The sequence below is a fragment of the Mesorhizobium sp. B2-4-7 genome (genome assembly GCF_006442685.1).
GTDB lineage: Bacteria > Pseudomonadota > Alphaproteobacteria > Rhizobiales > Rhizobiaceae > Mesorhizobium.
The window spans coordinates 864,634-879,305 of sequence record NZ_VFVH01000001.1; the positions used below are offsets into that span (position 1 = coordinate 864,634).

The following is a 14,672-nucleotide window of genomic DNA, read 5'->3' on the forward strand; positions in this document are numbered from 1 at the left end:
AAGGCCGGAGCGCCTGCGCAACGCCTATGTCCGTTCCCGAACAGCTTGCCGGTCCGGGTCGCCACCATCGCGGAATTCGGAGGCGGAAATGCCGTAGCGCTTGAGCTTGTCGTAGAAAGTCTTGCGCGGCACGCCGAGTGCGTCGATGGCCCCGCGCACGTCGCCGGCATGATCGCGCAAAGCCTCGCGGATGAGTTGCGCCTCGTAGCGGCCGACCCGTTCGGGCAGCGCCGCCGAGGGCTCCGGCAAGCGCGCGGACGTTGCCCTGGCCTCCTCGTCGGGCCCGAGGCCAAGCGCGACCCGGTCGGCAAAATGCGCGAGCTCGCGCACATTGCCGGGCCAGTCATGCGACTGGAGATGGTCGCTCACCGCGGCATTCACGGCCGCGACAGGACGGCCGAAACGCTGCGAGGCGTTACCCAGGAAATGCCCGAACAGCAGCGGGATGTCGCCGCGCCGCTCGCGCAGCGGCGGGATGCGTAGCGTCACGACGTTGAGGCGGAAATAGAGATCCTCGCGGAAATCGCCGCGCTGGTCCGGCCGGCCTAGATCGACCTTCGTTGCCGCGACGACCCGCAGATCGAGGCGGCGCGTTTCGTTGGAGCCGAGCGGGGTGAGGCTGCGCGTTTCCAGCACCCGCAGCAGCTTGACCTGTAGCGGCGGCGGCATGGATTCGATTTCGTCGAGGAACAGCGTGCCGCCGCTCGAATGCTCGATGCGACCGATTCGCCGCCGCTGCGCCCCGGTGAACGCGCCCGGCTCGTGGCCGAACAGCTCGCTCTCGATGACGGTCTCCGGCAGAGCGCCGCAATTCAGCGCCACGAAAGGCTTTGCGCGGCGCCGGCCCCATCGGTGCAGGAGATCCGCCACCACCTCCTTGCCGGTGCCGGTCTCGCCTTCCACCAGCACGTCGACATCCATGTCGGCGATCTGACGCAAGGTCTCGCGCAGGCGGCGGATGGCGGGCGCCTCGCCGATCAGCGGCAGGCCGTCGGCGGCCTGCGCGGCGGCCTCGTGCAGCCTCCGGTTCTCCATCACCAGCCGCCGCTTTTCGCCGGCCCGATTCAGCGCCTCGACAAGGCGTTCGCCCGCATAGGGTTTCGGGATGAAATCGTAGACGCCGTCCTTGAGCGCCGCCACCGCGAGATCGACATCGCCATGCCCGGTGACCAGGATCACCGGTATGTCGATGTCGATCGCCCTGATACGATCGAACAGCTGCAAGCCGTTCATGCCGGGCATGCGGATATCGCTGACAACCACGCCCTGGAAATCCCGGTCGACGGCGGCAAGCGCTGCCTCCGCGGCCTTGAACGCGATCACGCCGAAGCCGGCAAGCTCGAGCAATTGCGTGGTGGCGTGAAGCATATCCGCGTCGTCTTCGACGAGCGCGACCAGCCCTGATCCCTCAGTCATTCAATTCGCCTCAGGTCGATGGTGAAGGACGCGCCTTTTTTGCTGTCGGGGTCGAGGCGCAGCGTGCCACCCAGTTCCTGAGCGATCTCCTGCGAGATCACCAGCCCGAGGCCAAGCCCCTTCTCCTTGGTGGTCTGGAACGGCATGAACAAATTGCCGGCCGCTTCCGGCCCGAGGCCAGGTCCATTGTCGCGCACCGAAACCAGCACCCTGTCGTCGCGCTCGGCAAGCTCGATCTCGATGCGCGGATCGGGCCGGTCCTTCAGGGCATCCAGCGCATTCTGCAAGAGATTGACCAGGATCTGCTCCAGCCGGATGCGGCTGGCCATGACCGCCGGCGAGGCGGTGCCGCGCGGCTTGACGACGGTCACGCCGGAATCGCGGATGCGGCCGGACAGGAGCGACAGCGCGCCGTCGATCGCTTCGCGCACCGGCAGCGGCGAGGCGGCGACGCCTGGCCGCCGCGCGAAACTGCGCAGCGTGCTGGTGATGGCGCCGATGCGCTCGGTCATCGACACGATCGATGTCAGGTTGCCCGAGACGGATTCGACTTTGTCGCCATGCAGGAAGCGGCCGGCATTCTCGGCGTAGGTGCGTATCGCCGCCACCGGCTGGTTGATCTCATGCGCGACGCCGGCGGCGATCTGGCCGAGGATGGAAAGCCGGTTGGCCTGGGCGAGGTCGTCGCGCAGTCGGCGGACCTTGGCCTCGGCGTTTTCGCGCTCGGCGATCTCGCCGGCAAGGGCGGTGTTGGAGCGGGTCAGTTCCGCCGTTCGCGTGCTTACCCTGCTCTCCAGTTCAGCATTCATGCGCGCCAGCGCTTCCTGCCTCACGCGGCGCGCACGGCGGCGCCTGAGAAGCACGTAGGCAAGTAAACCCGTGAACAGCAGCGCCAGCAGCGTGGTCAGGCGTGCCGTGTTGGCGGCCGACGTCAAAGCGGCATCGGCAGGCGTGAGCAGCCACAGACGCCAACCGGGAACGGCGCCGGGCAGGTCCTGCGCCACTTCGACGAACTGGCGCGATTTTCCGGCATTGTCGATTGTCGCCAGGCCGTCACCGGCACCGCGTCGTATCGGCAGCGGTTCGAAGCCGGTTTCGGCAAGTTGAAGCTGCGCGTGAGCTGTCGCGGCATCCGCGGCCGAGAGCGGCGCAAGCGCGTGGAACCGCCACTCGGGCCGGCTGGTCGCCAGCACGACACCGCGCTCGTCGGTGACGAAGACGACAAAGCCGCTGGAGCGCCAATTGGCTTCGACGCCGTCGAGTTCGACCTTCAGTACGGCAACGCCGAGCGGCGTCTTGCCGTCATCGACGCGGCTGGCGAGATAAAGTCCCGGCCTGCCGCTGATCGTGCCGAGGCCATACTGGCTGGCGGCGCCCTTGGTCATGGCGTCGCTGAAATAGTGGCGGAAATTGTAGTCGATGCCGACGAAGCTGCCCGGCTCGCCGGCGTTGCTGGCCGATATCGCGATGCCTGCCGTGTCGATGACATAGATGGCGGATGCCGAGGCATCGGCGGCAATGGCCCGGAGCTTGTCGTCGAGCGCCGTCTCTTGCGTTTTGCCGGCCCGGCGCAACGCGTCGCGCACGGCATCGTCGCGTGCCAGCACCAAGGGAACGAGACGCTGCTTTTCGATTTCGCCGGTCAAGGTGCCCGCCGCCAGCGGCAAGGCTGCCAGTGCTCCGTCGCGCAGATCGCCGGCAGCCTGGTTGGCGGCAAGGCGTCCGGCAATCGCGACCGCTCCCGCCAGCATTGCCAGGCCGATCAGGAGAATGAGCCAGCGGCCGTCACGCAGCCTGGCCATCGCTTCACGCAGCAGGTCGCGGCCGGCGAATTCCGGGGATGCGCTATCGATGTCTGCCTGCGGCGTCTGCCCTCTCCACCGTTCGCTGTTCAGCAGCCACTGTAATGCGAAACTCCGCCCAGGCAAACAAGGGTGAGTGCGGAAATCCGCACAGGCCTCCATTGAAACGGGGACAAAACCGCCGGAAATCCAGGGTTCCGGCCTTTTCTCGATCTGGCACGGCGCTTGCAAAACTCTCGACAGCGGCGAGCGACCGGAGCGCCGCGATGGGAGAAGTCTTGCGGGGCGGCGCGTGCCGTTCCCTCCGGCCAGGGAGATAGCAGATGCACATGGCAGACCAATCACGCGCGCCCGCCGCGCAGCGCAAGCCGCTTTACGCCCAACTCTACGTGCAGGTGCTGGTGGCGATCACCGTCGGTATCCTGCTCGGCCATTTCTATCCGTCGCTCGGCGAGAGCATGAAGCCGCTTGGCGACGCCTTCATCAAGCTGGTCAAGATGATCATCGCCCCGGTTATCTTCCTGACGGTCGCCACCGGCATCGCCGGCATGAGCGACCTGCAGAAGGTAGGCCGCGTCGCCGGCAAGGCGATGCTCTACTTCCTCACCTTCTCGACACTGGCGCTCATCATCGGCCTGATCGTGGCCAATGTCGTGCAGCCCGGGGCCGGCTTCAACATCGACCCGGCGACGCTCGACGCCGCGACCGTCAACAGCTACGCCGCCAAGGCGCACGACCAGTCGGTCACCGGCTTCCTGATGAACATCATCCCGACGACCATCGTCGGCGCCTTCGCCGACGGCGACATATTGCAGGTGCTGTTCTTTTCGGTGCTGTTCGGCATCGCGCTGGCCCTGGTCGGCGACAAGGGCGCGCCGGTGCTCAATTTCCTGCAGGCGCTGATGGCGCCGATGTTCAAGCTGGTCAGCGTGCTGATGAAGGCAGCCCCGATCGGCGCCTTCGGTGCCATGGCCTTCACCATCGGCAAATACGGCATCGGCTCGGTCATCAACCTCGCCATGCTGGTCGGCACCTTCTACATGACCGCTTTTCTGTTCGTGTTCATCGTGCTGGGCGCCGTCTGCCGCTACAACGGCTTCTCCATCCTGTCGCTGATCCGCTACATCAAGGAGGAGCTGCTTCTGGTGCTGGGCACCTCGTCTTCGGAAGCGGCACTGCCCTCGCTGATGGAGAAAATGGAGAAGGCCGGCGCGAAGCGCTCGGTGGTCGGGCTGGTCATCCCGACCGGCTATTCCTTCAACCTCGACGGCACCAACATCTACATGACGCTGGCCGCGCTGTTCATCGCGCAGGCGACGAACATCCACCTCTCCTTCGGCGACCAGATCCTGCTGCTCCTGGTGGCGATGCTTTCCTCCAAGGGGGCGGCCGGCATCACCGGCGCCGGCTTCATCACCCTTGCCGCCACGCTTTCGGTGGTGCCGGCCGTGCCTGTCGCCGGCATGGCGCTTATCCTCGGCGTCGATCGCTTCATGTCGGAATGCCGGGCGCTGACCAACTTCGTCGGCAATGCGGTGGCGACGCTGGTGGTGGCGCGCTGGGAAGGCGAGCTCGACGAGGCCAAGCTGGCCAGGGCGCTGGCGGGAACGGCCGACGACAGCCTGCCGGCGGACATCGTTCCAGCCGAGTAATCACAACGGCCGCACAGCGATAGCAAACGGCCGGAGGCATCGCTGCCTCCGGCCATTTTTCGTATGTTCACCGCGTGAGGCGGCAGGACTTGCGCACGCCGCGCAGCTTGACCTCGACCATCAGTGTCCGTCCTCGTGTCCGGGATATCTGCTCGGCCCGTCGACAGGCAGGCGGGCCGTGCCATCGGCGAACAGGACAAGGCTTGCCGCGCCGATCAGCCCGGCGTGGCGGCCGAGCTGGGCCTGAACCACCGGCACGTCGCGATAGGCGCGCATGGCGCGCTGGCGGATTGTCGCCTCTATTGCCGGAGCCATCAGATCGAGGCCATTGGCGATGCCGCCGCCGACGACCAGCACGTCGGGCGAATAGAGATGCAGGAGGTTGGTGAAGCCGACGCCCAGCCAGCGCGCTTCCTCCTCGAGCAGGGCCAGGGCGAGATCGTCCTGCAGCCGCGCTGCATCGACGACATGGCGGCCCGTCACCTCGGCATTAGCCGAGAGGCGGCGCAGCGTCGAGCCGTCGAAGGCCGACGTCGCGGCATTGGCGCGGCGGCCGAGCGCGGTGCCCGAGGCGATGGCCTCGAAACAGCCGACGACGCCGCATATGCAGCGCTCGCCTTCGTTGGTTATGGTCATGTGGCCGATCTCGGCGGCAAGACCCCGGCGGCCATGCAGGATGCGCCCGTCGACGACGACGCCGCCGCCGATGCCGGTCGAGACGGTGACGAAGACGAGCGAACGGGCGCGGTGGCCGGCGCCGAAGCGCCACTCGCCGAGCGCTGCCGCATTGGCGTCGTTCTCCAGCCGCACCGGCAGGCCGAGCCGCCGCTCGAGGATGTCGGCCAGCGGCACGTCCAGCCAGCCGGCAAGCGTCGGCGGCCCGACCGCGATGCCGGCCAGCGGATCGAGCGGTCCCGGCGCGCCGACGCCGACACCGAGGATGGCGAGCGCCGGCGCCTCGGCATGGATGGTCGCGGCGAGAGCCTCGATCTGGCCGATCACCACTTCGGGACCGGCCTGCGCCTGCGTCGGCACCGCCGCGAACGCCAGTATCTTGCCATCACGGTCGACCAGGGCGGCACGAAGCTCGGTGCCGCCCAGATCGATCGCGAGAGCGGCCTCGTTGCTCATGCCGCGACTTTCAGCCCGTGCAGCCAGCCAATGCGGCCGGCCAGATCCTTGTCACCGAAGGCGAGCGAACCAAGAACCACGGTCTCGGCACCCGCGGCACGCAGCAGCGGCACGGTCTCATGGCGGATGCCGCCGTCGGCGGCAAGAACCACGTCCGCCTCGCGTCCGGTCTTGCGCAGGATGGCGCGGGCCTCAACCAACCTGTCGCAGGCTTTCTCCGAAAGGCCTTGCCCCTTGACGCCGATCGCGGTTCCCAGAAGCGTGACGAACGCGACTTCGGACACGAAGGGCCTCACCGCTTCGACCGGCGTTTCCAGCCGCAGCACGACGCCGGCTTCGGCGCCAAGTTCGCGCGCCAGCCGCACAGCGCGCAATCCTGCTTCGCCATTCTCGGCATGGACGCTGATCATGTCGGCGCCGGCCTCGATGAATTGGCGCGTCTGTTCCCCGACGATTGTCCCGTCGACCATCAGATGGACATGGATGGGCTTGGCCGTCAGCTTGGCGATGCGAGCGACCAGATCGGGAAAGAACAGGAAGGACGGCGCGAAGTGGCCGTCAGCGACATCGATGTGGTGAAGATCGACATAGGGTTCGATGCGCCTGAGGTCGCTCTCGAAATTGGCGAGATCGGCCGACCACAGCGAGAATTCGGCGATCAGACGATCGCGCGGCAATGCGGCGATGGCGGCCGGGCCTGAAAGGAGTTTCGAGATCATGACTGGTCCTGGTTGTTGAAATTTTTATCGAGAAAGCCGCCGATCGCGGCACGGATTTCGGCGAAGTGGCGATCCTTGTCGGTGGCCTTTGGTGTCACCTCGGTGAAGATCGCGTTGAGGATTGTCTTCGCCAGTTCGCGCGCAATCGCCAAGGGATGGACGAGATCGACGCCGCTTCCGACGACGAGTGTGGGGATTGAGAGCGCAGAGGCTGCGGCCCGCGAAACGCCGGGCCCATCGCCGGCGATTGCCCGCATCATTTCGGCGAAGTCCGCTGCATTGTCGCGTTCGAAGAAACCGAGCAAGGACGCTAGATTGTCGGGTGCCTCGGCGCGGAACCGGGCCGCCGTGGCCGAAGCGGCAAAGATGGCGCGCGCCTCGTTCGGCGGGCGGTTTCGGATGAGCTCGGCCACTTCCGCATAGGGACGCATGTTTTCAGGTGCAGCGTCGAAGGCCCAGGCCGGACGGACCAGCACCAGGCCGGTGACGCGCTCGGGATGCCGGACGGCCAGGCGCAGCGCGATCGCCGCACCCATCGAGATGCCGCCGGCGACGAAGCGTTCGATGCCGGCCGCATCGGCGGCGGCCAGCACGTCGTCGGCGAACATGGCGATCGAAAGGGGGCGCTTGTGGCCGGCACCGGAGCCGCCTTGGGCCCGGCATTCGACGGTGAGCCGGCGTCGCGACGGGCCGTCGGGAAAATTCTGCGCCACCTGGGCGGCGTCACCGCCGAGACCGTGCTGGAAGACGACGGAAAGCCTACCTTGCTCCGTGTCGAAGATACGAAGCGCAGCATCGTCGCGAAGCATCATTGTCGGTGCGACGCTCATCGGAGCAGCCCGCGCAGAAACGCGGCGACGGCGGGAGCTTCGTCGGCCGACAATCCGTGCGTGACAAGCGGGCCATCGAATTTCACAGCGTTCAGCCGCGCGACGAAATCCGGAAAATCGACAATGCCCTCCCCTGTTGTGGCGAAGCGGCCGTCGCCATGCCTGTCCTTGGCATGCGCCATGGCTATATGGGCAGCGGCCTCGTCGATCGCCGCCGCGACGATGGCGCGCGCCTCGCCCGGCGTCGCATGCTCGAACAGGTTCGCCGGATCGAGCACGACCTTCAGATGCTTCGAGCCCATGTCGGCGATCAAGCGGGTGGCATCCTTCGCCGAGGTGACGATGTTGGCCTGTTCGGGCTCGATGCCGAGATCGACGCCTGCCCCTTCGGCCAGCGCCAGCGCCTTTTCCATCTCAGTGGCCATGTCGGACCAGGCGGCCGGTGTGGCGTTGTCGGGATGATAGGCCCATTGGTCGGCTGCATTGCGCGAGCCGGTGCAGAGCGTGACCAGCGGAATGTCGAGGGCGGCGGCTGTATCGATGACGACGGCAAGGCGGCAAAGACCATCGTCGCGCACCGCCTTGTCTGGATGCGCCATGTTGTAGGTGCCTGACAGGGCGGCGAGCGATACGCTTGTTGATCGGGCGGCGGCGCGAATGGCCGGAATGGCTGCGTCAGGCACCGCATCGGGCATCGACGGCAGGCCGGCGCAAGCGAGATTGAATTGCGTCGTCTCATAGCCCGCCTGCCGCACTGCTTCCAGCACAACAGCCGGCTCGGTGCCCGCAAAGGTCTTGGCGAAGACGCCGAGACGCATCAGACCGCACCCGAGACCGAAGCGAGCTCGATCCGTTCGCCGGTCTCGACGGAGCGGGCAATGGCGACCATGGCGCGGATCGAGGCAATGCCGTCCTCGACATTGGCACCGCGCATCGGCGCGCCGTTCAGCACCGTGTCGGCGAGACCTTCCAGCTGGCGGCGGAAGAAATGGCCGTCGGCGCCGAGCGGTTTTCGCGAGGTCGCGTCCTTCTCATGGAAGATGTTGACCTCGCTGGCGCGGAAGTACCAGGGATTGAACGTCTTGGCGATGACGGAGCCGTTCTCGCCATAGAGCTGGAAACCCTCGTGCCAGTCCATGCGTACGGCGACGGTGAGATCGAGATGGCCGAGCGCACCGCTGGCGAACTCGGTCTCGACAAACCAGCAATAGGCGCCGAAGCGTTCGTTGAGACGGGCGCGTACGGCCGTGATCTCGCCGCAGAGGAAGCGGGCCGTATCGACCAGATGCGAGCCGTGCGCCAGCATGAAATACTGCCGGAGATCCGCCTTCGGATTGCCGGACGGTTTCTTCGCCAGCTTGCTGGTGACAGGCAGCGGCTGCACCGCATCCGTATTGGTGTAGCGGTGGGTGGAATCGCAATACCAGGCCTTCAGCGCCAGCACCTCGCCCATTTCGTCGCGGACGAAGTCGCGCGCCGCCTCCAGCGCCGGATCGAAGCGTTTCATGTGGCCGACCTGCAGGATCCTGCCGGAGCGTTTCACCGCCGCCGCCAGCGCCTCGCCTTCCTCGACCGAAGTTCCGATCGGCTTTTCGCACAGCACATGCTTGCCGGCGTCGAGCGCCTTGACCGACATCGGCACGTGATAGGCGTCCGAGGTGGCGACGATGACCGCTTCCAGCTCCGGATCGGCGAGCATCTCGTCATAGTCGGCATACATCTTCCGCGGCTCGTAGGTGGCGCCCATGCGGGCGAGCAGGTCGGGCGCGGCGTCGCAGATGGCGTAGAGGTCGGCATTGCCGGCCTTTGCACAGGATTCCAGATGCGCGAACTGCGCGATGGGGCCGCAGCCGAGCACGCCGACCCTGAGGCGTCTGTCCTGTTTCCTGATCATCGTCTCAGGCCCCGTAGCCGCGCATCGTCTGGCGGTTGGTCTTGACCGCGCCGGCAGGATCGGCCGCGGCCGTGTCGGATTCTTCTTCAAGCACCAGCCAGCCGTTGAAGCGCGGCGCAGCACCGACGATCTCGATCACTTCAGGCGTGTCGCAGACGCCTTTACCCAGCATCGCCCAATCGCCCTTGGCGTCGACGTCCTTCAGATGGATGTAGCGGATGCGGTCGCGGTAGGTGGTAAGCGTATCGGCCATGTCCTTGTGGCCGCGCAATATGTGGCCGGTATCGGGCACCCAGCCGACCAGGTCGGGTTCGAGCAAGGCAAAGATCGCGTCGTAGTCGGCGCGGTCGAACAGCAGCGTGTTGTGGTGCGAACTCGGATGCACTGCGACCTGGACGCCGGCCTTGCGCCCGAGCTCGCCGGCCCTGTTGTAGACCTCCGCGGCGATAGCGAATTTGTCGTCGCGCGAGCCGTTGGAGACGACGGTCGCCGAGCCCATCGAGACAAGCGCACCTGGGAACGCGGCAGCGAAATCGATCCAGCGCCTCGCGGTTTCGAGATCGGCGCCGATCTCGTCCTTCAGCGTGAAGCCGCTTTTCGAACCGAAGGCGAAGGAGACCAGCGTCAGGCCGGATGCTCCAAGCGCCGCGGCGAACTCCGTCGGTTTGCCTGCATAGCGGCCGATCATGGTGTCGGTGATCTCGATGCCGGCATAGCCGCCGTCGGCGATCGCCTTCAGGAGATCGTCGGGGCCGCCGGTCCAGGCCTTGCCGAGCATCTCCCAGGTGAAGGTCTGGCAGCCGACCTTGAGCTTCGTCTTCGTCATGTCGTTCATTCCTTGACGCCGCCCTGGGTTTCCTTGGCGCCCCTGGGTTTCGCATGGTCTATAAAAATTTTACGCGCGTCAATATTCAATATGTTGTATAGCGGCTGCGAGGGATGATCCATTGGCGGGCAACTGATCGGGCAGAGCGTGGCCGCATCGGAGGAACGACAAGAAAATGCACGGACAATCGAAGACGAAGCTTGGGATCGGCGTCGTCGGATGCGGCAACATCTCGATGACCTACCTGCGCAATGCCGCGCTTTTCGGCGGCATCGAGCTGCGCGCCTGCGCCGACATCTCGGCCGACATGGCTACCTTGCGCGCCAAGGAATATGGCATCCGTGCGCTCGGCGTCGATGCGATGCTGGCCGATCCCGAGATCGATCTCGTCCTCAACCTGACCATCCCGGCTGCGCATTTCGACGTTTCGCTTTCGGCGCTTTCGGCGGGCAAGCATGTGTTCACCGAAAAGCCGCTGGCGACCTCGGCCAGCGACGGGCGCCGCCTGGTGTCGGAGGCGGCCAAGCGAGGGCTGCTGCTCGGCTCGGCCCCCGATACTTTCCTCGGCGCCGCCGGCCGGCGGGCGCGCCGCCTGATGGATGAAGGCGCCATCGGCCGCGCCGTGACCGGCACAGCCTTCATGATGGGCCGCGGCATGGAGCACTGGCACCCCAACCCACAATTCTACTACCAGCCGGGCGGCGGCCCGGTGTTCGACATGGGCCCCTACTATCTGACCATGCTGGTCAATTTGCTCGGTCCCGTCCAACGCGTCATGGCAATGGCGACGCGGGGCCAGCAGGAGCGGCTGATATCAGCCGAGGGACCGTTCAAGAACACGACCTTCAAGGTCGGCACGCCGACCAACGTGCTGTCGCTGCTCGAATTCCGGTCAGGCGCGACAGTCACCTTCGGCGCCTCATGGGACGTCTTCAAGCACTCCAACCATCCGATCGAACTGCACGGCACGGAGGGCTCGCTACGCCTGCCCGACCCCGACACGTTCGGCGGCACCGTGTCCTTGTCCGAGCGCGGCGCCGAGTGGAAGGATTTCCCCAGCGAGGGCGAACTCTACGGCGCCCGCAACTGGCCCTATGCCGCGCCCGACCGCGCCAACTATCGCATGCTCGGCGTCGCCGACCTTGTGCGTTCGCTCGCGACAGGTGCCACGCCCCGCGCGTCCGGCAATCTGGCGCTGCATGTGCTGGAGATCATGGAGGCGATCCTGCGCTCCGGCGAAATGAAAAGCCCGGTCGACATCGCTGGCGATGTCGTCCAGCCGGCCCTACTCTCGGAGGACGAGGCGCGCGGCCTGCTCGCCTAGATGCAATCATGACGGAGATTGCGATGACGCTCGATCCTGATGCTCTGCGTGCCTTGGAAATCGGCCGCGCGGCCGGTGGTGAGCCGTTCGAGAACGGCAGCGTGGCGGCGGCGCGGGCCGCCTACAATGCTTCGTTCCCGGCGCAGCAGGGCGAACATGAGCCGGTCGCGGCGACGTCGCAGCGGCAGCTCGACGGACCGAACGGCCCGGTCCCGATCCGCATCCATCGCGGCATCGGCGCACCGCGAACCGGCGCGCGCGCCGTGCTCTATCTGCATGGCGGCGGCTGGGTCATCGGCAATCTCGATTCGCATGACGAGATCTGCCGCTGGCTGGCCAATCTGGCCAATGCCGTCGTCGTCTGCCCCGATTATCGACTGGCACCAGAGCACAAGTTCCCCGCCGGACTCGAGGACTGCGCGGCGGCGCTTCGCTTCATGGCGCAAGACGCCGGGGAGCTCGGCATCGATCCGGCCCGTATCGCCGTTGCCGGCGACAGCGCCGGTGGAAACCTTGCCGCCGTGCTGGCACTGCTCGCCCGCGACGGGCAAGCACCGCCGCTTGCCGCCCAGATCCTGATCTATCCCAACACCGATGCCCGCCAGACGGCGGACAGCTACCGCCGTTTCGGCAACGGGTTTGGACTGACCGCCGCCACCATGGCCTGGTTCCGCGACCACTATGTGCGCACCCCGGACGACATCAAGGACTGGCGCGTTTCGCCGCTGCTGGCACCGAGCCTTGCAGGCGCGGCGCCGGCGTTTGTCGTGACCGCCGGTCACGATATCCTGGCCGACGAAGGGACCGCCTATGGCGAACGCCTGCTTGCTGAAGGGGTGCCGCTGGTCCTGCGGCACTGGCCGGGCCAGATCCACGGCTTCGTCTCGATGGGCCGCTACATTCTCGCCGCGCGGCAAGCGATGAGCGAGGCCGCGGCCTGGCTCCAATTGCAGACGCGCGCTCAGGCCGACTGACGCATCACCAGGGTCGCGCCGAGCTTGACGTTTCGCACGAGGTCATGCGCGGGCGGGCGGGCCTCGTCGAGCAAAGCCAGCAAGATCTCGACGCTGCGGCCGGCCATTGCGGCGAAGTCCTGCGCCATGGTGGTGAGCGGCGGACAGGTGTAGCGGCTCAACGGGTGGTCGTCATGGGCGGCGACACGGAAATCGCAATCGGGCTTGAGGCCGATCTTCAGCCCGCGCGTGAAAGCGGCCGACATGATGCCGAAGGCGAGACGGTCATTGGCGCACAGAATGGTGCGGCCAGGCAGGCCTCCCTTGTCGAGCGTCCTTTCCATCCATTCATGGCCGATCCGCTCGAAGTCCCAGGTGTAGTCACGCGCCGCGTTGATGACGACAGGCTCAAGGCCGGCGGCCCGCATCGTCTCGATGTAGCTTTGCAGTCGCTCGCCCGAATTGTGGTTGACGTGCGGGATGTCGACATACACCGGCGGCTCGCCGGACCGGCAGAGATAATCGACCATGATCGACGTGCTCTGGTGGTTGTCGTTGCCGACGAAGGGCGTGTCACCCTCGATATAGGTGTCGAAATAGACGATCGGGATGTCTTTGCCCATCCGTTCGAAGACGCCCGGCTCGGAAACCGATCCCAGCGGGGCCACGATGGCGCCGGCCACCTTCAGCGAGGTGAGCGTCTTGACCGATTCCGACTCAAGCCTGGGCGAACCGTGCGAGGAGATGACGATCGGCCAAAAACCTTCGTCGCGGCAGCGCAGCTCAATGCGGCTGACCATCTCGGCATAGAACGGATCGGTAATCGCCGGCACGACGATGCCGACATTGCGGGTGCGCTTGCGGTTGAGATTACGGGCGAAGAGGTTCGGCTGATAATCCGAGGAGCGAAGCGCGGCCTCGATGCGGGTGCGCGTCGCCGGCTTGACGCTCGCCGGATCATCGAAATATTTCGACAGGGTCGGCCGTGACACGCCGCACGCCCGGGCGAAGTCATCCATCGTGCGGTGCGTCTTTTCCGCCATCGATATTCAGGGTCCCTTGCCCTCGCCCGCCGCCCCGGCCGACACGAGTCACGCGGCCGTTGCCTGGAAGCAGCAATGCTCGACCGAACTTGTCCAGTCAAGTTTTAACGGTTCCCAATAGATCGCGGAATCATTACGCGCGTCAAATTATTTATTGACGCTTTCAAAGCGACACTGAAGCTTCGGAAGGAAGCCAATGGGATAGGCCCGGTCTTGCATCGACGATGATAAGTTCGTATTGGGCGCATCCATGGCGGGAGGCGTCCGCGACGCCTCCCGCCCCGAACATCATTCGCCCCGCATCGTCGCCTGGAAGGCCGGCAGGTGCTTTTTCTGTGCTTCCAGCATGCGTTCGCGGTAGACGCCGTAGATGACATCGGTGTCGTGCAGGGTCACGCCCGCGATCGTCGGCGAGGCGAAGACCGGCAGTTCGATGCCGCGCTTGGCGAGCTGCTCGGCGGTACGCGCGATCAGCTCATGCGCCAGGATCATGGCGAGCACCGTCGAAGAGCCGGAGACCGGACGGCTCCAGCCCTCGACCGGCACGATCGCATCCTCTATCGGCGAGCAGGTGTCGATGACGAGATCGGCCGCGTCGGCCAGTCGCTTGCCGGAGGAGTGCGTCGCGGGCTTGTCGAGATTGTTCTTGCTGGTGACCGCAACGACGAAGATGCCGCGCTTCCTGGCATAGAGCGCCGTATCGATGCCGGAAGAGTTGCGGCCGCTGTGGCCGAAGATGATGATGGAGTCACCCTTGTTGAGCGGCTGATGATCCAGGAATTTTTCGGCGTATTTCTCGGTGCGCTCCAGCCACAGCAGCTCACGCACGCCGCCGGCGCCGAGCACATTGTGCCACATCACGCGCGGGTCCGTCAGCGGGTTGAAACCGACATAGCTGCCGTAACGCGGAAACACTTCCTGCACCGGCAGCACCGAATGGCCTGAACCGTAGAGATGGATCAGACCGCCGCCTTCAAGCGAGTCGGCAAAGCGGCTGGCTGCCTGGCCAAAGGCCGCTTCATTGGTTTTCGCTGCCTGGTCGATGAGGGCGGCGAGACGGTGAATGTAGAGGTCGGACACGT

Annotated in this window: 13 protein-coding genes; 3 read left to right on the forward strand and 10 right to left on the reverse strand. The window is 65.9% G+C overall.

Annotated features, from left to right (window positions below; translation table 11 throughout):
• Positions 1–24: 24 nt before the first annotated feature.
• Together FJ946_RS04310 and FJ946_RS04315 are read right to left on the reverse strand one after the other, a co-directional pair.
• Positions 25–1,416, reverse strand: a complete 1,392-nt coding sequence (locus tag FJ946_RS04310) for a sigma-54 dependent transcriptional regulator (protein ID WP_140564346.1) — start codon at positions 1,414–1,416, stop codon at positions 25–27.
• Positions 1,413–3,218, reverse strand: coding sequence for a sensor histidine kinase (locus tag FJ946_RS04315; RefSeq protein ID WP_140564347.1), 1,806 nt, complete (start codon positions 3,216–3,218; stop codon positions 1,413–1,415). Before FJ946_RS04315 ends, FJ946_RS04310 begins: the two co-directional genes overlap by 4 nt.
• Positions 3,219–3,541: 323 nt before the next feature.
• Between FJ946_RS04315 and FJ946_RS04320 the strand changes: the two genes are divergently transcribed.
• Positions 3,542–4,870, forward strand: a complete 1,329-nt coding sequence (locus FJ946_RS04320; RefSeq protein WP_140497716.1) for a dicarboxylate/amino acid:cation symporter — start codon at positions 3,542–3,544, stop codon at positions 4,868–4,870.
• 120 nt (positions 4,871–4,990) lie between these two features.
• On the opposite strand, the gene FJ946_RS04325 is transcribed toward FJ946_RS04320, so the two are convergent.
• The 6 genes from FJ946_RS04325 to FJ946_RS04350 are packed head-to-tail and all read right to left on the reverse strand — an operon-like array spanning position 4,991 to position 10,270.
• A complete protein-coding gene (locus tag FJ946_RS04325; RefSeq protein ID WP_140564348.1) occupies positions 4,991–6,001 on the reverse strand; it encodes an ROK family protein in 1,011 nt (336 codons plus the stop codon).
• A complete protein-coding gene (locus FJ946_RS04330) occupies positions 5,998–6,720 on the reverse strand; it encodes a ribulose-phosphate 3-epimerase (RefSeq protein ID WP_140520915.1) in 723 nt (240 codons plus the stop codon). Before FJ946_RS04330 ends, FJ946_RS04325 begins: the two co-directional genes overlap by 4 nt.
• On the reverse strand, positions 6,717–7,550 hold the full coding sequence (locus tag FJ946_RS04335; protein ID WP_140520916.1) for an alpha/beta hydrolase: 834 nt from the start codon (positions 7,548–7,550) through the stop codon (positions 6,717–6,719). Before FJ946_RS04335 ends, FJ946_RS04330 begins: the two co-directional genes overlap by 4 nt.
• Positions 7,547–8,368 (reverse strand): sugar phosphate isomerase/epimerase, encoded by an 822-nt coding sequence (locus FJ946_RS04340; RefSeq protein WP_140564349.1) that lies wholly within the window; start codon positions 8,366–8,368, stop codon positions 7,547–7,549. The genes FJ946_RS04335 and FJ946_RS04340 overlap by 4 nt, the downstream gene beginning before the upstream one ends.
• The gene (locus FJ946_RS04345; RefSeq protein WP_140564350.1) at positions 8,368–9,444 is read right to left on the reverse strand and encodes a Gfo/Idh/MocA family oxidoreductase; all 1,077 of its coding nucleotides are present in this window, start codon (positions 9,442–9,444) and stop codon (positions 8,368–8,370) included. Before FJ946_RS04345 ends, FJ946_RS04340 begins: the two co-directional genes overlap by 1 nt.
• Positions 9,445–9,448: 4 nt before the next feature.
• Positions 9,449–10,270, reverse strand: coding sequence for a sugar phosphate isomerase/epimerase (locus FJ946_RS04350; protein WP_140520919.1), 822 nt, complete (start codon positions 10,268–10,270; stop codon positions 9,449–9,451).
• Positions 10,271–10,445: 175 nt separating this feature from the next.
• Here FJ946_RS04350 and FJ946_RS04355 point away from each other — a divergent pair, with 175 nt between their 5' ends.
• Both FJ946_RS04355 and FJ946_RS04360 read left to right on the forward strand, forming a co-directional pair.
• Positions 10,446–11,594 carry a Gfo/Idh/MocA family oxidoreductase gene (locus FJ946_RS04355; protein ID WP_140564351.1) on the forward strand — a complete coding sequence of 383 codons (1,149 nt, stop codon included), beginning with the start codon at positions 10,446–10,448 and terminating at the stop codon, positions 11,592–11,594.
• 23 nt (positions 11,595–11,617) lie between these two features.
• Entirely contained in the window at positions 11,618–12,568 is a 951-nt protein-coding gene (locus FJ946_RS04360) for an alpha/beta hydrolase (RefSeq protein WP_140564459.1), read from the forward strand.
• Here the strand turns inward: FJ946_RS04360 and FJ946_RS04365 are convergent.
• A complete protein-coding gene (locus tag FJ946_RS04365) occupies positions 12,556–13,590 on the reverse strand; it encodes a LacI family DNA-binding transcriptional regulator (protein ID WP_140564352.1) in 1,035 nt (344 codons plus the stop codon). The two genes, FJ946_RS04360 and FJ946_RS04365, sit on opposite strands and share 13 nt — an antisense overlap.
• Positions 13,591–13,878: 288 nt before the next feature.
• Positions 13,879–14,670 (reverse strand): SIS domain-containing protein, encoded by a 792-nt coding sequence (locus FJ946_RS04370; protein ID WP_140520921.1) that lies wholly within the window; start codon positions 14,668–14,670, stop codon positions 13,879–13,881.
• Positions 14,671–14,672: the final 2 nt, after the last annotated feature.